Annotated in this window: 16 protein-coding genes; 8 read left to right on the top strand and 8 right to left on the bottom strand. The window is 71.4% G+C overall.

Annotated elements, in window-relative coordinates; genetic code table 11:
- The first annotated feature begins 155 nt into the window (after positions 1-155).
- Complete coding sequence (locus ACIBP6_RS42920; RefSeq protein WP_397061280.1) at positions 156-1343, top strand: RtcB family protein; 1188 nt, start codon at positions 156-158, stop codon at positions 1341-1343.
- On the opposite strand, the gene ACIBP6_RS42915 is transcribed toward ACIBP6_RS42920, so the two are convergent.
- Positions 1333-1785 (bottom strand): ATP-binding protein, encoded by a 453-nt coding sequence (locus ACIBP6_RS42915; protein ID WP_397060499.1) that lies wholly within the window; start codon positions 1783-1785, stop codon positions 1333-1335. The genes ACIBP6_RS42920 and ACIBP6_RS42915 overlap by 11 nt on opposite strands.
- A 250-nt stretch (positions 1786-2035) precedes the next feature.
- Here ACIBP6_RS42915 and ACIBP6_RS42910 point away from each other — a divergent pair, with 250 nt between their 5' ends.
- The 3 genes from ACIBP6_RS42910 to ACIBP6_RS42900 all read left to right on the top strand — a co-directional run bounded on the left by ACIBP6_RS42910 (position 2036) and on the right by ACIBP6_RS42900 (position 4069).
- Positions 2036-2848 carry a helix-turn-helix domain-containing protein gene (locus ACIBP6_RS42910; RefSeq protein ID WP_397060497.1) on the top strand — a complete coding sequence of 271 codons (813 nt, stop codon included), beginning with the start codon at positions 2036-2038 and terminating at the stop codon, positions 2846-2848.
- Positions 2836-3042, top strand: a complete 207-nt coding sequence (locus ACIBP6_RS42905; protein ID WP_132614524.1) for a DUF397 domain-containing protein — start codon at positions 2836-2838, stop codon at positions 3040-3042. Before ACIBP6_RS42910 ends, ACIBP6_RS42905 begins: the two co-directional genes overlap by 13 nt.
- A 361-nt stretch (positions 3043-3403) precedes the next feature.
- A complete protein-coding gene (locus tag ACIBP6_RS42900; RefSeq protein WP_397060495.1) occupies positions 3404-4069 on the top strand; it encodes a phosphotransferase in 666 nt (221 codons plus the stop codon).
- A gap of 12 nt (positions 4070-4081) precedes the next feature.
- Here the strand turns inward: ACIBP6_RS42900 and ACIBP6_RS42895 are convergent, their stop codons facing one another.
- From ACIBP6_RS42895 to ACIBP6_RS42875, 5 genes are read right to left on the bottom strand one after another with little or no spacing between them, the layout of a single operon-like run.
- On the bottom strand, positions 4082-4714 hold the full coding sequence (locus tag ACIBP6_RS42895; protein ID WP_397060493.1) for a phosphotransferase: 633 nt from the start codon (positions 4712-4714) through the stop codon (positions 4082-4084).
- The gene (gene narI / locus ACIBP6_RS42890) at positions 4711-5442 is read right to left on the bottom strand and encodes a respiratory nitrate reductase subunit gamma (protein WP_397060491.1); all 732 of its coding nucleotides are present in this window, start codon (positions 5440-5442) and stop codon (positions 4711-4713) included. The genes ACIBP6_RS42895 and narI overlap by 4 nt, the downstream gene beginning before the upstream one ends.
- Complete coding sequence (narJ, locus tag ACIBP6_RS42885) at positions 5439-6002, bottom strand: nitrate reductase molybdenum cofactor assembly chaperone (protein ID WP_397060490.1); 564 nt, start codon at positions 6000-6002, stop codon at positions 5439-5441. Before narJ ends, narI begins: the two co-directional genes overlap by 4 nt.
- A complete protein-coding gene (gene narH / locus ACIBP6_RS42880) occupies positions 5999-7600 on the bottom strand; it encodes a nitrate reductase subunit beta (protein WP_397060489.1) in 1602 nt (533 codons plus the stop codon). Before narH ends, narJ begins: the two co-directional genes overlap by 4 nt.
- On the bottom strand, positions 7600-11094 hold the full coding sequence (locus ACIBP6_RS42875; protein ID WP_397060488.1) for a nitrate reductase subunit alpha: 3495 nt from the start codon (positions 11092-11094) through the stop codon (positions 7600-7602). Before ACIBP6_RS42875 ends, narH begins: the two co-directional genes overlap by 1 nt.
- Positions 11095-11139: 45 nt before the next feature.
- Between ACIBP6_RS42875 and ACIBP6_RS42870 the strand changes: the two genes are divergently transcribed.
- From ACIBP6_RS42870 to ACIBP6_RS42860, 3 genes are all read left to right on the top strand, one after another.
- Positions 11140-12327 carry a nitrate/nitrite transporter gene (locus tag ACIBP6_RS42870; protein WP_397060486.1) on the top strand — a complete coding sequence of 396 codons (1188 nt, stop codon included), beginning with the start codon at positions 11140-11142 and terminating at the stop codon, positions 12325-12327.
- A gap of 144 nt (positions 12328-12471) precedes the next feature.
- Positions 12472-14160, top strand: a complete 1689-nt coding sequence (locus tag ACIBP6_RS42865) for an ABC transporter transmembrane domain-containing protein (protein WP_397060484.1) — start codon at positions 12472-12474, stop codon at positions 14158-14160.
- 3 nt (positions 14161-14163) lie between these two features.
- Positions 14164-15909, top strand: a complete 1746-nt coding sequence (locus ACIBP6_RS42860; protein ID WP_397060482.1) for an ABC transporter ATP-binding protein — start codon at positions 14164-14166, stop codon at positions 15907-15909.
- A gap of 18 nt (positions 15910-15927) precedes the next feature.
- On the opposite strand, the gene ACIBP6_RS42855 is transcribed toward ACIBP6_RS42860, so the two are convergent.
- Positions 15928-16803 carry an MBL fold metallo-hydrolase gene (locus tag ACIBP6_RS42855; protein ID WP_397060480.1) on the bottom strand — a complete coding sequence of 292 codons (876 nt, stop codon included), beginning with the start codon at positions 16801-16803 and terminating at the stop codon, positions 15928-15930.
- Between the two features lie 72 nt (positions 16804-16875).
- Positions 16876-18939 (bottom strand): S9 family peptidase, encoded by a 2064-nt coding sequence (locus tag ACIBP6_RS42850; RefSeq protein WP_397060478.1) that lies wholly within the window; start codon positions 18937-18939, stop codon positions 16876-16878.
- A 44-nt stretch (positions 18940-18983) separates the two neighbouring features.
- Between ACIBP6_RS42850 and mshB the strand changes: the two genes are divergently transcribed.
- Positions 18984-19889 carry an N-acetyl-1-D-myo-inositol-2-amino-2-deoxy-alpha-D-glucopyranoside deacetylase gene (gene mshB, locus ACIBP6_RS42845; RefSeq protein ID WP_397060476.1) on the top strand — a complete coding sequence of 302 codons (906 nt, stop codon included), beginning with the start codon at positions 18984-18986 and terminating at the stop codon, positions 19887-19889.
- Positions 19890-19891 lie beyond the last annotated feature (2 nt).

The raw sequence follows: 19891 nt of genomic DNA, 5'->3' as shown, positions 1-19891 counted from the left end.
TTCGTGCAGGCCGCCCGTCCCGGCTGTCCGTCCAGCCGGCCGTCCAGTCCGCTGCCGACGGGCGCGCCGGTGGCCTAATTCGGTTGCGGAGGATGTGCCGGCTCTGGCGTCATAGATCACGTTCGGGATGTGATCGGGAAGGAGGCGACATGAAGATGACGTATCACGAGGTGACCGGCACCCGGCGACCGCTCAGGATGTGGACGGAGCCGGAGACGGTCGAGCCGCAGGCCATGCAGCAGCTGCGCAACGTGGCCAACCTGGAGTGGGTCCACGGTGTCGCCGTCATGCCCGACGTGCACCACGGCAAGGGTGCGACCGTCGGCTCGGTCATCGCCATGAAGGGCGCCGTCTCCCCGGCCGCCGTCGGCGTCGACATCGGGTGCGGGATGACGGCGGTCAAGACGTCGTACCGGGCGGCGCAGCTGCCCGACAACCTGGCCTACCTGCGCGGCAAGCTGGAGCAGGCGGTGCCGGTCGGGTTCGGGCTCCACAAGCGCCCGGTCGACCCCGGCAAGGTGCACGGCATGAAGACGTCCGGCTGGGCCGAGTTCTGGAAGGGCTTCGACGACCTGGCCCCGGCCGTACACGCCCGGCGTGAGCGTGCCGAGGCCCAGATGGGCTCGCTCGGCGGCGGCAACCACTTCCTGGAGGTGTGCGCCGACGACGAGGGCTCGGTCTGGATCGTGCTGCACTCCGGCTCGCGCAACATCGGCAAGGAGCTGGCCGAGCACCACATCGGTGTCGCCCGCAAGCTCTCCCACAACCAGGGCCTGGTCGACCGCGACCTCGCGGTGTTCCTCGCCGGCACCTCGGAGATGAACGCCTACCGCCGCGACCTGTTCTGGGCCCAGGACTACGCGCGCCGCAACCGGGCGCTCATGATGGGCCTGGCCTGCGACGTCCTACGCCGCCACCTGCCCGACATCACGTTCGACCAGCCGATCTCCTGCCACCACAACTACGTGGCGGAGGAGCGTTACGACGGGGTCGACGTGCTGGTCACGCGTAAGGGGGCGATCCGGGCGGGGGCCGGTGACCTGGGGATCATCCCGGGCTCGATGGCCACCGGCACGTACATCGTCAAGGGTCTCGGCAACGGCGCGGCGTTCAACTCCGCCTCGCACGGGGCCGGGCGGAAGATGAGCCGTACGAAGGCCAAGAAGACGTTCACCGTCAAGGACCTGGTGGAGCAGACGGCGGGTGTGGAGTGCCGGAAGGACTCCGGGGTGGTGGACGAGATCCCGGGGGCGTACAAGGACCTGGAGTCCGTGATGGCCGCCCAGACGGATCTCGTGCAGGTGGTCGCACACCTGCGCCAGCTCATCTGCATCAAGGGCTGAGGGCCCGCCCCGCCGGCTCCCGGACGGCGGGGAGGGCTCGCCGGGCGTCGGCGAGGTCGGCCCACACGACGCGGTGGCCGTGGTCGACGAGATGGGTGCCGCAGCGTACGGACAACGCGGCGACGATGCCGAGGCCGCGGCCCGACACCTCCAGCGAGCTCATCCGCAGCGGGGCGAAGCACGGCTGGGGCTCCGGTGTGCCCGGGTCGATCACCTCAAGGCGGACGAAACCGGCCCCGACGCCGAGCCGGACCTGGAGCCAGTCGCGCTGCGGGCCGGCGGGCACGTGCTTGATGGCGTTGCTCACCAGCTCCGACACCACCTGGAGCATGTCGAAGCGGACGGAAGCGGCGCTGTGGGTCAGCCAGGCGTTGACGGCCTGTCGTGCCTGACGCGCCGCCTCTTCGCTGCGCCGCAGCGTCGCGTCTCTCCACGGCGTCACGTCAGGCATCTGCGTAGGTACGGTGCCAGCTGCCATGAAATCACCGACTCATCCGAGTTCCCGAGAAATGCGCGATGCTGTTTCCGGCTGTGCCGATTTCCAGCATGAATGCTCGCGTGAAGCGCCGCCCGCTCAATCTCACGAAGTCGATGTGACAAAGAACGACACGATCGCTGTATTGATTGTCGTATCGTTGTCACGATCCGGTCACGAAAGCCTGTGACCCCCGACTTGCGATCGTGGAGACGCCGTGGAACCCCGGCCGGGCGACCAGATGTCACCCAGGGCTCGCTTCGCCGCTGACCTGGCCGAGCATCGCAGAGCCGCGCGACTGACGCAGACCGCGCTCGCTGGGCGTATACCCTGCCATGAATCGCTCATCAGTCACATCGAGAACGGCCGCCGGGCGCCCACGTTGGATTTCGCGCAGGGCGCCGACAAGGCTTTCGGCCTTGACGGCCACTTTGTCGCACTATTTCGACGTATATCTCAATCGCCCGCTCTCGGGTGGTTCGCGCGATGGGTCGAGGAGATCGAACCGCAGGCGGTCATCCTGCAATCCTGGGACCCGCTGCTCATTCCGGGATTGCTGCAGAATGCCGACTATGCCCGCGCGATCTTCGCCACCGCCGCCCCTGACCGGGTGGAAGAGCGGGTCCAGGCCCGAATCCGGCGTATCGCGATTTTCGACGGCCCGAGCCCGCCGACCTTTCTCGCGCTCATCGACGAGGGGGTGCTGCATCGTCCCATCGGAGGTACCGATGTCCTGGTCAGCCAGCTTCGCTATTTGCTAGAACTGTCGCAGCATCCGCGCATCACTGTTCAGCTCGTTCCCATCGCCGCTGGGTGTGTGGCTGGCATGATGAGCGCGTTCGCATTGGCGCGACTCCGCGACGGCTCCGAGGTGGTATCGGCCGACTCGGTACTGTCCGGACACGTCACCGGCGATCACGAAGCGGTTGCGAGAATCAAGCAGAGATACGACATCATCCGAGCGGAAGCGCAGCCGAAAAGCGTGACGCAGCAGGCAATAGAGGATGCGGTTAGGAAATGGAAAAGCTGAACCTCGACACTGCAGAATGGCACAAGTCCAGCGCAAGCGGCGACAACGGCCAGTGTGTGGAAGTCGCCACCAACCTCCCCGGAATCGTCGCGGTCCGCGACAGCAAGAATCCCCAGGGGCCCGCGCTCGTTTTCACTCCCGGCGAGTGGACGGCGTTCCTCAAAGGCGTTGATCGGGGAGAGTTCGACATCTGACGCGGTTCGGCCCTGCTTTCCGCACGCGCCACGGGAAGCAGGGCCGTTCCAGGCATGACGGACCGGCTAGAGCGCCCGATCCGGCGTGGTCTGCGCCGGATCGGTGCGGATCTGAGCGTGGGCCGGTCCGGGATGCGCCCGTGCGGCCCCGTCGCGAACGCGTCCGCGACGGGGCGCGGGACGTATGGGCCGACCATCGCGTCGCCGGGCTGCTCGCGTCGGCGCGCTGTTCGGGTCGCCGGGCTGTTCGCGTCGGCGGGCGTGCCGGTGGTGCCGTACGAGCTGGTACGCGACCGGACGAGGTCGTGGGACCGCCCCACGGAGGGATACGTCGCCGCCCGCGGGCTTGTACGTTGGCGGAGTGGAGTTCCTGGGAGCGGGGCGCAGCGCCGATGTGTACGCGCTCGACGGAGAACGGGTGCTGCGCCGCTACCGGATCGACGCGGACGCGCGCCGGGAGTCGGCCGTCATGGTGTACGTGGGCGCGCACGGCTATCCCGTGCCCCGGGTGTACCCGGAGGCGGGGACGGCCACGGACCTCGTGATGGAGCGGCTGGCGGGGCCGACCATGCTGCGGGCGCTGGTCGACGGCGAGATGACCGCCGAGGAGGCCGGCCGGACGCTCGCCCGGCTGCTGCGGCGGCTGCACGAGATCCCGGCCAGGTTCTCCGCCGAGCCCGCCGACCGGATCCTCCACCTCGATCTGCACCCCGACAACGTGCTGCTCACGCCGAGCGGGCCGGTCGTGATCGACTGGTGCAACACGCAGGAGGGGTCACCCGCGCTGGACTGCGGCCTGTCGGCGGTGATTCTCGCGCAGGCGGCGGTGGACGGGGAGAGCGGGTTGGCCGGTCCCGCCCGGCAGGTGCTCGTCGCGCTGGTCGCCGAGCTCGGCGACGCGCTGGCCCCCGGCGAGGCCCTTGATCGGGCCGCCGCCCTCCGCGCCGCCGACCGGGCCCTCACCCCCCGCGAAACTGCCCTGCTGGACGATGCGGTGGCCCTGGTGCGTGCCCTGCGCCTCGCATGAAGGGGGGGTCGGCTACGTGGTCACGTGTTCGGTCCAGGCAGCGGTGATTTCGAGGCGGTCGTGCCAGAGACTTTCGCCGGGCCCGCCCGGCTCCCATCGGGTGCAGAAGTCGAGCAGTTCGCGGCAGCGCGCCACCATGGCCGCCCGGCGTTCCTCCCACGGCGGGACGGGGCCGTCGTAGGCGGCGAAGAAGTGCGGCAGCAGCGGCACGTGCTCCGGATGGTGGCTGCGGACGATCCACTCGCACCAGGCGAGGTCCTCCACCGGGCGCCCAGGGTGGGCCCACTCCCAGTCGAGGACCGCGGTCGCCTCGAACGTCGAGGGGTCGAACAACATGTTCTGCGGCCCGTAGTCGCCGTGGACGATGCCGAGCCGGTGGATGCGCCCGAGCATGCGCCCGCACTCGGTGAGCACCTCGATCGCGCGCCCCTCGTCGAGGAGCTCCTGACCATGGCGGCCGTCGACGAAGCGGACGGTCAGGCTCGTCGGGGTGACCTGGTGAACGCGTGGGACGGGGATCCGGCCACGCAGGCGGCGCAGATACCTGCTCTCCGTGGTGAGCCGGAACGCCGCCTCGGGCCCCTGGTAGCACTTCACGACCAGGGCGCCGTCGCCGACCGTGCTGTTGGTGTACCCGTGCTTCACAAGGGACGATTCTGGCGCACCCGGACGCGTGCCGGGCGCCGCGGCGCGCTGTCCGAACGGCTCCGATACACGATGTAAGGACGGAACAGATAGCCCAACGGCGCGGAAAGGGCATGCACCAGGCGGCTGAACGGGAAGAGTACGAACAGCACCATCCCGATCAGGGTGTGCACCTTGTAAAGACCGCTCGCCTGACCCATCGCCATGACGTCCGGCTGGAGGACGAAGACGCCGCGGAACCACGGCGCGACGGTGGTCCGATAGCTCACCTCGGTGGGCGCGTACCCCGCCGCCGTCGTCACCACGCCCGACACGATCGCGGCCGCCAGCACCGCGTACATCACCTTGTCGTTGACCGTGGTCGCCATGAAGACGGGGCCGTTGGTGCGGCGGCGCCAGATCAGCAGGGCCAGCGCCACCAGCGTGGCGAGGCCGGCCAGGCCGCCCCAGAGCAGCGCGTTGACGTGGTAGGCGTGGTTGGACACGCCGATCGCGTTCGTCCAGCCGATCGGGATGAGCAGGCCGGTCACGTGGCCGACGATGACGAACAGCAGGGCGTAGTGGAACAGCGGGCTCGCCACACGCAGCAGCGTGCTCTCGTAGAGCTGGGAGGAGCGGGTGGTCCAGCCGAACTTGTCGTACTTGTACCGCCAGATCAGCCCGCCGACGAAGAGGACCAGGGTGACGTACGGCGTTACCGTCCAGAGCAGGCTCTCACCCCAGCTCAACGGTAGCCCCCCACGGTCTCGGCAGGTGGGCCGCCCGCGGCCAGGCGCGCGGCTCGCGCCCGGCCCGCCGCGGTGATCGGCGGAAGGGCTGCGCAGACCGCGCCGATCACGTGCCGGTACGGCGATTCGCGCTCCTCCAGCGCCGCGAGCAGCAGCTCCAGCCCCACCCGGTGCTCCTCCAGCAGCTCGGCCCCCGACGGGTCGAGCGCGGCGAACTCCAGCATCACGGGCAGGAAGTCGGGCAGCTCGTCGTCCAGCAGGTCCCACCCGGCGGCGCGGTAGTGCTGCTTGAGCGCGGCCAGCGACTCGCCCCTGCGGCGGGTGTCGCCGTCGACGTAGTACGTCAGGTAGAGGCAGCAGCGCCGCTGCAGGTCGAACGTGTCGACGTAGTGGGCGGCCAGCTCGCCGGGTGTCATGTCGGAGACGGTCGCGAGGAACGTCCCGAAGTGCGGCTCGGAGGCCTCTCTGATCAGCGGCAGGCGCCGCCAGAACCGTTCGTCCGGGTAGGCGAGCAGATGCGCGGCCGCCTGCCAGACGACCGCCTTGGTGATATCGGTCATGATTTGCCCTTTCTCGGCGGGAACAGGCCGGCCGGCGTGCCGCGGCCGTCCCAGTTGAGGAGGTTCACCCGATCGTGGGTGACCTCGTCGCTGGTCTGGCGTTCCTTCAGCCCATGGAAGTTCTCGATCGAGACCGGCACCGGACGCCCGGAGGTCTCGCCGAACGGCGCCTGGGAGCCGCGCCCGGCGTCGTAGTCGAGCGGGCAGCCCGCCTCCTCCACGACGCCCGGCACGTTGCCGTACGCCGTCGGGATGACGTAGCGCTCGTCGTACTTGGCCACGGCGAGCAGCCGGTACATGGCCACCAGCTCCTCCTCGGACAGGCCCGCGTCGGGCAGCACCGGCTCCTGGCCGAGGTTGACCGCCCGCATGTACGACCGCATCGCGGCCAGGCGGCGCAGCGCGGCCGTCACCGGGGCCGGGTCGCCCGCGGTGAACAGCTCGGCCAGGTAGTCGATGGGGATGCGCAGCGTCTCGATGGCGGCGAACAGGTTGCCCGCGTTCTCGCCGTCGTGGCCGGTGGTGGACAGCGCGTCCACGACGGGGGAGAGCGGCGGGACGTACCAGACCATGGGGAGGGTGCGGTACTCGGGATGCAGCGGAAGCGCCACCCGATATTTCGTGATCAGGTGGTAGACGGGGGAGCGGCGGGCCGCCTCCAGCCACTCGGCCGGCAGCCCCGCGGCGGCGGCCTCCGGGCTCTCCGGGTCGACGAAGAGGCCGAGCTGCGCCTCGTACAGGTCGCGCTCGTCGGGCACCGAGGCGGCCTCGGCGACCCGGTCGGCGTCGTAGAGCAGGACCCCGAGGTAGCGCAGGCGCCCCACGCAGGTCTCGGAGCACACCGTCGGCAGCCCCACCTCCACCCGCGGATAGCAGAACGTGCACTTCTCGGCCTTGCCGGTCTTGTGGTTGAAATACACCTTCTTGTACGGACACCCCGTCACGCACATGCGCCAGCCCCGGCAGCGGTCCTGGTCCACCAGGACGATGCCGTCCTCGGCCCGCTTGTACAGGGCGCCCGACGGGCAGGACGCCACGCACGACGGGTTGATGCAGTGCTCGCAGATGCGCGGCAGGTAGAACATGTACGCCTCTTCGAACGCCGTCCTGACCTCGCCCGACACCTTCTCCAGCACCGGGTCGGGGGACGGGTCGCCGCCGAGGTTGTCGTCCCAGTTGGCGCTCCAGCGGATCGCCGCCGGCTCGCCGCTGATCAGCGACCGGGGCGGCGCGACCGGCACGTCATCGGAGAGCGGCGCGGTGGTGAGGTGCTCGTAGTCGTACGTCCAGGGCTCGTAGTAGTCCTGGATCGAGGGCATGCGCGGGTTGGCGAAGATGCTCAGCAGCTTGCGCATCCGGCCGCCGGCCTTCGGCCTGAGCCTGCCTCTCGCGGTGAGCTCCCAGCCGCCCTTCCAGCGTTCCTGGTCCTCGTAGCGGCGGGGGTAGCCCTGGCCGGGGCGGGTCTCGACGTTGTTGAACCAGACGTACTCGACGCCGGGCCGGTTGGTCCAGGTCTGCTTGCAGGTGACCGAGCACGTGTGGCAGCCGATGCACTTGTCCAGGTTCATCACCATGGCGATCTGGGCCATGACCTTCATCAGTACGTCACCTCCTGCGACCTGCGGCGGATGGTCGTGATCTCGTCGCGCTGGTTGCCCGTGGGGCCCAGGTAGTTGAAGCCGTACGAGAGCTGGGCGTGGCCGCCGATCAGGTGGGTGGGCTTGACGAGCACGCGCGTCAGGGCGTTGTGGATGCCGCCCCTGCGGCCGGTCGCCTCCGACTTCGGCACGTCGATCAGGCGGTCCTGGGCGTGGTACATGTACACCGTCCCCGCCGGCATGCGGTGCGAGACGATCGCCCGGGCCACCACCACGCCGTTGCGGTTGACCGCCTCCACCCAGTCGTTGTCGGCGATGCCCAGCGCGGCGGCGTCCTCGGTGGACATCCAGATCGTGGGGCCGCCCCGCGACAACGTCAGCAGCAGCAGGTTGTCCTGGTACTCCGAGTGGATCGACCACTTGCTGTGCGGGGTCAGGAAACGCAGCGCGCCCTTCTCGCCGTGGAGCGCGGCCAGGTCGAGCGGGGGGCGGTAGACCGGCAGCGCCTCGCCGTACTCGTGCATCCACTCGTGGTCGAGGAAGAAATGCATGCGGCCGGTGAGCGTGTGCCACGGCTTGCCGTGCTCGACGTTGATCGTGAACGGCGCGTAGCGGCGGTCCTGAAACTCCTTGCCCGACCACTCGGGGCTGGCCGCGACGTGCATCGGCCTGGCCTGGGTGTCGGAGAAGACGATGCGGTGGTGCTCGCTCGTCAGACCGTCGAAGCTCACGCCCGTACGCTCGGCGAGCTGCCGGAAGCCCTGCGCGGCCAGCCTGCCGTTGCTCACTCCTGACAGCGCGAGGATCGTCTCGCACGCCTTGGCCTCGGTGTCGAGCTCGGGCCGGCCCTTGGCCACGCCGCGCGGCACCAGCCCGCAGCGCTGGGCGAGCCACTCCACCTCCTCGTCGGGCAGGAACGTCACGCCCTTGACCGGAATGCCGAGCTCCTCCGTGAGCGGACCGAGAGCGGCCAGTTTCTCCGCGACCGCGCCGTAGTCGCGCTCGACCACCTTCAGCTCCGGACGCCCCGGCCGTCCGGCGATCTCGCCGGGGGTGTCGTGCTGGTACGCGAGCGCGACCACGTCCTTGCGCACGCCCAGGCGGCCGCGGGCGAGGTCGCTGAAGGCGCGGGCGATGGCATGGAAGGCGGCGAAGTCGGTCTTCGTCTCCCATGGCGGGTTGATCGCCGGGTTGAAGGCGTGCACGAACGGGTGCATGTCGGTGGAGGACAGGTCGTGCTTCTCGTACCAGGTGGCGGCCGGCAGCACGATGTCGGAGAAGACCGTGGAGGAGGTCATCCGGAAGTCGAGGGTGAGCAGCAGGTCGAGCTTGCCGGAGGCGGCCCGCGGGTCGGGGTGTTCCAGGTTGGAGGTGGCGCCGAGCAGGTGCCGCAGGAAGTACTCGTTGCCCTTGGCGGAGGAGCCGAGCAGGTTGGAGCGCCACAGGGTGAGCACGCGCGGCCAGTTGCGCGGGTCGTCCGGGTCGTCGGCCGCGAACCTGAGCCGTCCCGCCGCCAGCTCGTCGTAGGTGTACGCGATCGGGTCGTCGGCCTCGCCCAGGTCGAGCGGGTTGCGGTCGAAGGCGGGAGCCATCGGCATCCAGCCCTCGCGTACGGACTGCGCCACCAGGTCGGCGGTGCGCCGGCCGCTGAAGACGCCCTTGGCCAGGGGGCTGGCCAGCTCGCCGGCGTCGTAGTGGTCGTAGCGCCACTGGCCGGTGTGCAGGTACCAGAACGGCGTGCCGGGCACCTGCCGCGGCGGCCGCGACCAGTCGAGCGCGCCCGCGAGCAGCTGCCAGCCGGCCAGCGTGCGGCATTTCTCCTGGCCCACGTAGTGTGCCCAGCCGCCGCCGTTGCGGCCCTGGCAGCCGGTGAGCAGCAGCAGGGTCAGGAACGCGCGGTACATCGTGTCGCCGTGGAACCACTGCGCCGCGCCCGCCCCCAGGATGATCATGCAACGGCCCTCGGTCTCCTCGGCCGTCCTGGCGAACTCCCGGACGATCTTGACGGCCCGCGCGGCCGGCACCCCGGTGATCGGCTCCTGCCAGGCAGGCGTGTACGGCTCACCGGCGTCGCCGTAACCGCCCGGCCAGACGCCGGGCAGCCCCGGCCTCCGCACGCCGTATTGGGCGAGGAGGAGGTCGAAGACCGTGGTGACGAGCCGGCCGCCGACCCTTCTGACGGGCACGCCCCTGCGCACGGAGTGGCCGCCGTCGAAGCGGGGGAGCAGGACCTCGGCGGTCTCGTCCCCGAGGAGGGTGAGCTTCGGGGTGACGTCGAGGTTCAGGTTCCAGTGGCCGGCTCCCGACTCCGTCCAGCGGAAGCCGGCCGAGCCGTTCGGCACCACCGGCTCGCCCGACTCGGCCATCAGCACGGTCTTCCACTCCGCCGCCTCCTCCCGGGATCCAAGGTCCTTGGCGGTGAGGAACCGGCCCGGCACGTACGCGTCGTCGTGCTCGTCGAGGGTGACGAGGAACGGCAGGTCGGTGAAACGCCGGACGTAGCCGGCGAAGTACGGCGTCTCGCGGTCGACGAAGAACTCCTTGAGCAGCACGTGGCCCATCGCCATCGCCAGGGCGCCGTCGGTGCCCGGCCGCACGCTGAGGAACTCGTCGGCGAACTTGGCCGCGTCGCTGAAGTCGGGCGCGACCACCACGACCTTCTGGCCCCGGTAGCGGGCCTCGGCCATCCAGTGGGCGTCGGGTGTGCGCGTCACCGGCACGTTGGAGCCCCACATGAACAGGTACGCCGCGTCCCACCAGTCGGCCGACTCCGGCACGTCGGTCTGGTCGCCGAACACCTGGGGCGACGCCACCGGCAGGTCGGCGTACCAGTCGTAGAAGGAGAGCATGGCGCCGCCGATGAGCGACACGAAGCGGGCGCCGATCGCCTGCGAGACCATCGACATGGCCGGGATGGGGGAGAACCCGGCGATCCGGTCGGGGCCGTACGCCTGGATGGTGTGGACGTGGGCGGCGGCGATCATCTCGGTGGCCAGGGTCCACGTGACGCGGACCAGGCCGCCTTTGCCGCGGGCGGACTGGTACTTTTCTCGCTTTTCAGGATTTGTCGTGATTTCGGCCCAGGCGGCGACCGGGTCACCCAGGCGGCGCCTCGCCTCGGCGTACATCTCCACCAGGACGCCGCGCGCGTACGGGTAGCGGATCCGGGTCGGCGAGTAGGTGTACCAGGAGAAGGCGGCGCCCCGGGGGCAGCCGCGCGGTTCGTACTCGGGGCGGTCGGGACCGACGCTCGGGTAGTCGGTCTCCTGGGTCTCCCAGGTGATGATGCCGTCCTTGACGTACACGTTCCACGAGCACGATCCCGTGCAGTTCACGCCGTGCGTCGAGCGGACCACCTTGTCGTGGCTCCAGCGGTCGCGGTAGAAGGCGTCGCCCTCCGTGCCGCCCTTCAGGTGGAGCGTGTGCAGGTCACCGCCGGTCGCGGACCTGCGCAGGAAGCGGCCGGTCTTCAGCAGGAGGTCCTCGGCATTCACACCCCCACTCCATCACAGAAGGTGACCACCTGTTACACAGGGTGTATGTCTGAGCCTCGCAAAGGACAGGCGGGGAACCTGGCCCTCGCCACGGCGGCGTTCGCCGTGACCTTCTGGGCCTGGAACCTCATCGGGCCGCTGTCCGGCGGCTACAGCAGGCAGCTCGGCCTGTCGCCGACCCAGACCTCGCTGCTGGTGGCGATCCCCGTGCTGGTCGGCTCGCTGGGGCGGATCCCGGTGGGGGTGCTGACCGACAGGCTCGGCGGGCGGCGCATGTTCGCGGTCATCTGCTTCGTGTCGATCGTGCCCGTCCTGTTCGTCGGCTGGTCCGACTCGTACGGGTGGCTGCTGTTCTGGGGGTTCGTGCTGGGGATTCCCGGCACGTCGTTCGCGGTCGGCATCCCGTTCGTGAACGCCTGGCACGAGCCGGCGCGGCGCGGGTACGCGACCGGGGTCTTCGGGGCGGGCATGGGCGGCACGGCGCTGTCGGCGTTCTTCACCCCACGTCTGGTCGAGGCGTTCGGGCGGCCGTTCGCGCACGTGCTCATGGCCGTGGTGCTCGCCGTCATGGGGGTGATCATGCTGGTGGCCGGCCGGGACGCGCCGGGCTGGGCGCCCGCGACCGCGCCGGCGCTGCCCCGGATGCGCGAGGCCCTGACGATCAAGGCGACCTGGCAGTGCGCCTTTCTGTACGCGGTGGCGTTCGGGGGGTTCGTGGCGTTCTCGACGTACCTGCCGACGTTGCTGCAGAACGTCTACCACTTCGTCCAGACCGACGCCGGGCTGCGTACCGCCGGGTTCTCGATCGCGGCCGTGGTCTCCAGGCCGGTCGGCGGAGCGTTGTCCGACCGGTTCGGGCCGGTCAGGGTGCTGTGGATCGCGTTCGGGGGCACGGCGGTGATGGCGGTCGTGCTGGCGTTCCAGCCGCCCGCCGAGTTGCCCGCCGGGGTCAGCTTCGTGCTCATGGCGTTCTTCCTGGGGCTGGGCGCGGGCGGCGTCTTCGCCCTGGTGGCCCGCCTGGTGGACCCTTCCCGCGTCGGCACGGTGACCGGCCTGGTCGGCGCGGCCGGCGGCCTCGGCGGCTACTTCCCGCCCCTGGTCATGGGCGCCGTCTTCACCGCCACCGCCACCTACACCCTCGGCTACGTCCTGTTGGCCGCCACCGCCGTCGCCGCCCTCGCCTACACCACCCGCGTCTCCCCGACGCTCCGCCGCCAGGCTGACGTCCCTTGAGGGAAGCCACTGGAGAGAGTCTCCTGACCCGCCGCCCACGGTTCCGAGCCCGCTCTCCAGTGGGCTGCCTCCCCCCAGGGACGTCGGTCTTCGAGGGAAAATGGTTTGCCGGGGGTGGGGGTCGGTTGTCAAGGTGGACGCGCTATGCGCTCCCTTCCTGAGGCCGATCCCGGCCTGCCCGACCTACGCAGCCCGATCCGCTTCCTGTGGTGGAACGCGCGGCGGCAGGCGGCCCCGCTGCTCACCGGCATCGGCTTCGCCACCCTGTGGTGGCTGGTCCAGGCGTTGATGCCGGCGGTGCTCGGGAAGGGCATCGAGGCCGTCACCGCGAAAGACACGAGCGCGCTGCTGCGGTGGTCGGCGATCCTGCTCGGGCTCGGCCTGGTGCAGGCGTTCACCGGGATCATGCGGCACCGGATGGCCGTCTACTGCTGGCTGGCCGCCGCGTACCGCACCGTCCAGCTGACCACCCGCCACGCGGCCAGGCTCGGCGCCACGCTGCCCAGGCGCCTGTCCACCGGCGAGGTGGTCAGCGTCGGAAACTCCGACATCGCCCACATCGGCGGCTCGATGGACATCCTGCTGCGCGGCGCCGGCGCGGTCGTCGCCATCGTGACCGTCACCGTGATCCTCATCTCGACCTCGCTCCCGCTCGGCCTGCTCGTGCTGTTCGGCGTGCCGCTCATGGCCGCCGCCGTCGGGCCGCTGCTGCGTCCCCTGCACCGGCGCCAGCACCGCCATCGCGAGCTGACCGGCGAGCTGTCCACCCGGGCCGCCGACATCGTGGCCGGGCTGCGGGTGCTGCGCGGCATCGGCGGCGAGCAGGTGTTCTCCGAGCGCTACCGCGAAGAGTCCCAGCGCGTACGGCGGGCGGGGGTAGGCGTCGCCACGGTCGAGTCGGTGCTGGAAGGCGCCCAGGTCGTGCTGCCGGGCCTGCTCATCGCGCTCGTCACCGGCGTCGGCGCGTCGTTCGCGGTCGCCGGGGAGATCCCCACCGGCCAGCTCGTCGCTTTCTACCTGTACGCCGTCTTCCTCATCGGCCCGATGCGCACGCTCACCGAGGCCGCCGACCGGATCACGAAAGGTCATGTCGCCGCCGGGCGCGTCATCCGGATCCTGTCCATCGACCCCGAGATGACCGGCGGCACGGGCGAGAGCGACGGGGGCGTGCTGCGTGACAGCTTGAGCGGCGTCACCGTCCAGCCGGGCGTGCTCACCGCCCTCGCGGCCAGCTCGCCCGGCGACGCCGTCGCCGTCGCCGACCGGCTCGGCCGCTACACCGACGGCGACGTCACGTTCGGCCCGGCCGAGCTGCGCACGCTGCCGCTCGCCGAGGTGCGTTCCAGGATCCTGGTCGCCGACAACGACGCCCGGCTGTTCAACGGCCGGCTCCGCGACGAGCTCGACGTCCGCGGCGGGGCCACCGACGACCAGATCGGCGAGGCCCTCGACGCGGCCTGCGCCACCGACATCGTGGAGGCCCTGCCCGACGGGCTCGACTCCGTGGTGTCGGAGGCGGGCCGGGAGTTCTCCGGCGGGCAGCAGCAGCGGCTCCGCCTGGCCAGGGCGCTGCTGGCCGACCCCGAGGTGCTCGTCCTGGTGGAGCCGACCAGCGCCGTCGACGCCCACAGCGAGGCCCGCATCGCCGAACGCCTGGCCAAGGCGCGGGCCGGCCGTACGACCCTGATCTGCACGACCAGCCCGCTCGTGCTCGACCGCGCCGACCACGTGATCCACGTCCAGGGCGGCCGGGTGCGGGCCGAGGGCACCCACCGGGAGCTGCTGGACGGCTCACCCGAATACGCCGCGACCGTCACGCGCGGGGAGGACTGACCCATGGCCCGCGAGATCCTGCCGGTCGCCGATCGCCAACAGGTACGCGCCTACGCCCGGCGGCTGACGCTCAAATACCCGCGTCGGCTCGCGCTGGCCCTGGCGCTGCACGGCCTGGCCGCCGTCGCCGGGCTGGTCGTGCCATGGCGGCTCGGCCGGCTGGTGCAGGACGTCCAGCACGGCGCCGAGGTGCACGTGGTCTGGGTGGCGGTCAGCATCGGGGCGTTCCTGCTGCTGCAGGGCATCCTGGTGCGGTTCGCGGTGATGGCCTCGGCCCGGCTCGGTGAGCTGGTGCTGGCCGAGCTGCGCGAGGAGTTCGTCGACCGGGTGCTCGGCCTGCCGCTGTCCACCGTCGAGCGGGCCGGCTCGGGCGACCTGATCACCCGCACCTCGCGCGACGTCGACGCCCTGTCCCGCACCGTGCGGCACGCCGTGCCCGAGACGCTCATCGCGCTCGTCACGTTCGTGATCACCATCGGCGCGCTGCTGCTGGTCAGCCCGCTGCTCATGCTGCCCATGCTGATCGCGGGGCCGATCATCGCGATCTCCACCCGGTGGTACCTCCGCCGGGCCCGCGACGGCTACCTGCGCGAGAACGCCGCCTACGCCGACCTCACCGAGGGCCTGGCCGAGACCGTCGAGGGCGCCCGCGCCGTCGAGGCGCTCGGCCTGCAGGAGCGGCGGCGGGAGCGCGCCGACCGCGACATCGCCGGCTCGTACGCGGCCGAGCGCTACACCCTGGGCCTGCGCACCACCTGGTATCCCGCCGTGGAGCTGGGTTACGTGATCCCGGTCGTGGCGGCGCTGCTGGCCGGCGGCCTGTTCTACACCTCCGGCTGGGTGACGCTCGCCCAGGTGACCACCGCCACACTGTACGCCCAGCAGCTCATCGACCCGCTCGACCGTTTCCTCATGTGGATCGACGAGCTGCAGGTCGGCGGGGCGTCGATGGCCCGGCTGCTGGGCGTGGCCAACGTGCCCGACGACCGGGCGGTCGCCTCGGCGCGGCCGTCCGGAGAGCTGCTGGAGGCGTCCGACGTCCGCTACGCCTACCGCGAGGGCCGCGACGTGCTGCACGGCGTGTCCCTGACGGTCCGGCCCGGCGAGCGGCTGGCCATGGTCGGGCCGTCCGGGGCGGGCAAGTCCACCCTGGGGCGGCTGCTGGCGGGCATCCACGGGCCGCGCACGGGGGCGGTGACCGTGGGCGGGGTGCCGCTGGTGGAGCTGCCGCTCGACGACCTGCGCGGCCACGTCGCGCTCGTCACCCAGGAGCACCACCTGTTCAAGGGCACCGTGCGCGACAACCTGCTCATCGCCCGCCCCGACGCCTCCGACGCGGCCGTGCGCACGGCACTGGAGGCGGTGGACGCGCTCGGCTGGGTGCTGGGGCTGCCCGACGGCCTCGACACCGAGGTGGGCTCCGGCGGTCTCGCGGTCTCGCCCGCGCAGGCGCAGCAGCTGGCGCTGGCCCGGCTCGTGCTGGCCGACCCCCACACGCTGGTGCTCGACGAGGCCACCTCCCTCATCGACCCGCGCGCCGCCCGCCACCTCGAACGGTCGCTCGCCGCCGTGCTGGAGGGCCGTACGGTGATCGCGATCGCGCACCGGCTGCACACCGCCCACGACGCCGACCGGGTGGCCGTGGTGGAGGACGGCCGGATCAGCGAGCTGGGCTCCCACGACGAGCTGGTGGCGGCGGGCGGCTCGTACGCGGCGCTGTGGCGCAGCTGGCACGGCGGCCCCTCCTGACCTCATGAGGGGGAGGGATCAGAGGGCGGGCTGCCAGGAGAGACCGGCGAGGGTTTCGGTGAGGCGACCGAAGACCACGTCGGCGAAGTGACCGCCGTAGCCGAGCGTGTCCGGCCGCAGCAGCTCCGCCAGCACCCGGCGCCGGCTGGCGGCCGCCTGGACGGGGTCGAGATCGGCGCCGACCGGCCAGTCGGGGTGGCGGATCTGCACCGGGCTGTGCATGACGTCGCCGAAGACGACCAGGCGCAGCCCGCCGGAGGCGATCACGTAGCTCGTGTTCCCGATGGTGTGCCCCGGCGTGAACATCGTCCGCACCCCCGGGAAGACCTCCTCGCCGTCGCCGAAGGTGCGCACCCGCGACGCCATCGCGTCGAACTGCCCCACACGCGCGCCTTCGATGGCGCTCAGGTGGCGGTGCTCCCACTCGGGCGCGGACACCAGGTACGCGGCCTCGGGGAAGGCCGCCCCGCCGCCCGGCCCCGGGTGCACGACCCAGCCGACGTGGTCGAAGTGCAGGTGAGTGATGGCCACCGCCTCGACGTCCGCCGGACGACGCCCCAGCTCGGCGAGGTTGTCCAGCAGGTCGCCGCCGCGGACGAGGCCGATCATGGGGTTGCCCGGGTCGTCGGGGCGGGACACCGGGCCCAGCCCGGCGTCGATCAGCAGGGCCCTGCCGTGGTGCTCGACGAGCAGCCCGCCGACCGAGGCGACCAGGTTGCCGTCCTCGGCGAGGTAGGCGGCGTCGTCCCGCCAGTCGAGCTCCGTCGACTGGGGCAGCCAGCCGTACGGTTTGAGCCGCACCTCGCCGTCGGGCACGTACGTGACCGTGACGTCCCCCAGCCGGAGCGAACGGATGGGGGACGTCTGGTGGAGGCGGTCGTCAACAGCGCTCATAACGAGCACATACTCGGAAATTTCCGGGCATAACGCCGCTTCCGGTAAAGACCGAACGGGAGGCCGGACGAATCAGCCGAGCGCCTTCTTCAGGAAGTCGACCTGCAGCAGGAGCAGGTTCTCCGCCACGACCTCCTGCGGCGTCATGTGCGTCACCCCCGACAACGGCAGCACGCTGTGCTGGCGCCCGGCCGCGAGCAGCGCCGACGACAGCCGCAGCGTGTGGGCGGCCACCACGTTGTCGTCGGCCAGACCGTGCACCAGCAGCAGCGGGCGCTCCAGCTTGGCCGCGTCGGCGGACAGCGACGACTTCTCGTAGACGTCGGGCTGCTCGCCGGGGTGACCGAGGTAACGCTCGGTGTAGCACGTGTCGTACAGCCGCCAGTCGGTCACCGGCGCCCCCGCCACCGCCGCGTGGAAGACGTCGGGCCGCCGCAGCACCGCGAGCGCGGCCAGGAAGCCGCCGAACGACCAGCCGCGGATGGCCACCCGGGTCAGGTCGAGGTCGTCGGGATACTGCTCCGCCACGCCCTGCAGGGCGTCGATCTGGTCCTCCAGCGCGGGGGTCGCGAGGTCGTTGAGCACCGCCCGCTCCCACGCCGTGCCCCGGCCGGGCGTGCCGCGGCCGTCGGCCACGATGACGGCGAAGCCCTGCTCGGCGAACCACTGGCTCTCCAGGAACGCGCCGCGCCGGTTGAGCACCCGCTGCGCGTGCGGGCCGCCGTACGGGTCCATGAGGACGGGGAGCTTGCCGGAGCCCTGCTCGTGCCAGGACGGCAGCACCACGGCGGTGGCGAGCTCGCGCCGGCCGGAACGGCCGATCGAGACCCGCAGGTCGAGGCCGGGCCGCTCGGCGAACGACGGGATCGGCACCGCCATGCCGTCGCGGCGCACGACCGTGGTGGAGACACCTTCGGCGTCGAGGCTCTGCTCGGTCAGCACGCCGACCCCGCCCGCCATCCGCCCCGAGAACACCCCGGACCGGGTCGAGACCGGCAGCAGCGAGTGGCCGTCCCACGTCCACAGCTGGATCTCCGTCGGGTCGCCGCTCGCGCTGAACAGCACGCTGTCGTGGTCGACGTCGAGCACCGCCCGCACCTGCAGCGTCGGCGGCGTGACCGCGCGGTCGCCGACGAACAGCCGGTGGCCGCCCTCACCGTTGGCCACCCACACCAGCGAGCCGTCGTCGAGGTGGGCCGGGACACCGGTGACGATGTCGACCCACGCCGGGTCGGTGTCCTCGCGCACCAGGGTGGACGCGCCGGTCGCCGGGTCGACCGAGAACAGCCGCATCGTCCGCTGGTCGCGGGTCATGGTCACGACCGACAGCGCGTGGGAGTCCCACGCCGCCGTCACGAGGTACTCCTCGTCGAACGGCACCGCCACCCGGGACCCGTCGATCCCCAGCACGAACAGCTCGGTGACGGCGTTGGGGGTGCCCGCGGCCGGGTAGCGCTGGGCGGCGGGCGTGCGGTCGGGGTTGGCCGGGTCGGCGATGTGCCAGACGCGCACGGGCGCCTCGTCGGCCCGCTCGACCAGCAGCGCGTCGCCCGACGGCGACCACCAGTAGCCGCGCATCCGGTCCATCTCCTCGGCGGCGATGAACTCGGCCAGACCGTACGTCACCGTCTCCGACTCCGGCTCGGCCAGCGCGCGGTCCTCGCGTGAGCCGAGGTCCTGCACGCGCAGCGCGCCGCCGGTGACGTACGCGACCAGGCGGCCGTCGGGGGACAGGCGCGGGTCGATGACCGGGCCGGGGGTCTCCAGCCGGTGCGCCCGGCCGCTCGCCAGGTCGGTCACGTAGAGCGTGCCGGACAGTGCGAAGCACGCCCTGGTCACCGCGGTGTCGGTGACGTAGGCGACCACGCCGCCGGCGGCCTCGCGGCTGCGCTCGCGCCGCGCCCGCTCCTCGGGCGGCAGGTTCTCCTCGTCGGGGTGGAGGGTGCGGGGGTCGACCACCAGGCGTTCGACGTGGGTGTCGGTGTCGAGCTCCCACAGGCAGGTCACCGGATCGGTGCCCGACTTCGTCCGCAGGAAGACCACCCGGCTGCCGTCGGGGGAGATGGTGAAGCCCCGGGGAACGCCGAGGGTGAACCTGCGGGTCCGGGCAGACAGGCGCGGGAAGCTCTCACTCATGGGCACAATCCTGCCAGGACGCCGCCATTGTTACGCTCGGGGCTATGACTGATCGCCGCCTCCTGTTCGTGCACGCCCACCCGGACGACGAGACGATCGGCACCGGCGCGACCATCGCCAAATACGTCGCCGAGGGCTGCCACGTCACGCTGGTGACCTGCACGCTGGGCGAGGAGGGTGAGATCATCCCGAGCGACCTCGCCCACCTGGCCGCCGACCGGGACGACTCGCTGGGGCCGTACCGGATCGGCGAGCTGGCCGCGGCCTGCCAGGCGCTCGGCGTGGAGGACCACCGCTTCCTGGGCGGGCCAGGGCGCTGGCGCGACTCGGGCATGATGGGCGCGGCCTCCAACGACCATCCGAAGGCGTTCTGGCGGGCCGACCTCGACGAGGCGGCGGGTGAGCTGGTCAAGGTCATCCGCGAGGTGCGCCCGCAGGTGCTCGTCACGTACGACGACAACGGCTTCTACGGCCATCCCGACCACATCCAGGCCCACCGGGTGGCGCGCAGGGCGTACGAGCTGGCGGCCAAGCCCGGGTTCGGCGTGGGCGAGCCCTGGCAGATCGCGAAGTTCTACCACACCGCCATGCCCCGCTCCGTGATGCGGCGCGGCGTGGAGGGGCTGCGCGAGGCCAACCTCGGCTTCATCGTCCAGGACGTCGGCGACATGCCGTTCGGCAGCCTCGACGAGGCCGTCACCACCGAGATCGACGCCCGCCCGTGGATCGGCAACAAGATCGAGGCCATGCGCGCGCACGCCACCCAGATCCTCGTGCGCGGCACCTGGTTCGCGCTGTCCAACAACATCGGCCAGGAGGTGCTGGGCGTCGAGCACTACACGCTTGCCCTCGGGGTGCCCGGCCCGCCGGTGGCGGGCCCGCCCGTCGAGGCCGGGGGGCTCGGTGAACCGCACAACCGCGAGAACGATCTGTTCGCGGGCATCGACTAACC

It is taken from the genome of Nonomuraea terrae, assembly GCF_044465245.1.
Taxonomy (GTDB): Bacteria; Actinomycetota; Actinomycetes; order Streptosporangiales; family Streptosporangiaceae; genus Nonomuraea; species Nonomuraea terrae.
The sequence above is the reverse complement of the archived record's forward strand: the minus strand, read 5'-3'. Positions and strand labels throughout refer to the sequence as shown.

What these genes read in the sequence shown, in the direction of transcription:
- ACIBP6_RS42920 (WP_397061280.1), top strand. Translation starts at nt 156, where the DNA reads ATGACGTATCACGAGGTGACCGGCACCCGGCGACCGCTCAGGATGTGG.
- ACIBP6_RS42905 (WP_132614524.1), top strand. Translation starts at nt 2,836, where the DNA reads ATGGAAAAGCTGAACCTCGACACTGCAGAATGGCACAAGTCCAGCGCA.
- narJ (WP_397060490.1), bottom strand. Translation starts at nt 6,002, where the DNA reads ATGACCGATATCACCAAGGCGGTCGTCTGGCAGGCGGCCGCGCATCTG.
- narH (WP_397060489.1), bottom strand. Translation starts at nt 7,600, where the DNA reads ATGAAGGTCATGGCCCAGATCGCCATGGTGATGAACCTGGACAAGTGC.
- ACIBP6_RS42870 (WP_397060486.1), top strand. Translation starts at nt 11,140, where the DNA reads ATGTCTGAGCCTCGCAAAGGACAGGCGGGGAACCTGGCCCTCGCCACG.
- ACIBP6_RS42865 (WP_397060484.1), top strand. Translation starts at nt 12,472, where the DNA reads ATGCGCTCCCTTCCTGAGGCCGATCCCGGCCTGCCCGACCTACGCAGC.
- ACIBP6_RS42860 (WP_397060482.1), top strand. Translation starts at nt 14,164, where the DNA reads ATGGCCCGCGAGATCCTGCCGGTCGCCGATCGCCAACAGGTACGCGCC.
- ACIBP6_RS42855 (WP_397060480.1), bottom strand. Translation starts at nt 16,803, where the DNA reads ATGAGCGCTGTTGACGACCGCCTCCACCAGACGTCCCCCATCCGTTCG.
- ACIBP6_RS42850 (WP_397060478.1), bottom strand. Translation starts at nt 18,939, where the DNA reads ATGAGTGAGAGCTTCCCGCGCCTGTCTGCCCGGACCCGCAGGTTCACC.
- mshB (WP_397060476.1), top strand. Translation starts at nt 18,984, where the DNA reads ATGACTGATCGCCGCCTCCTGTTCGTGCACGCCCACCCGGACGACGAG.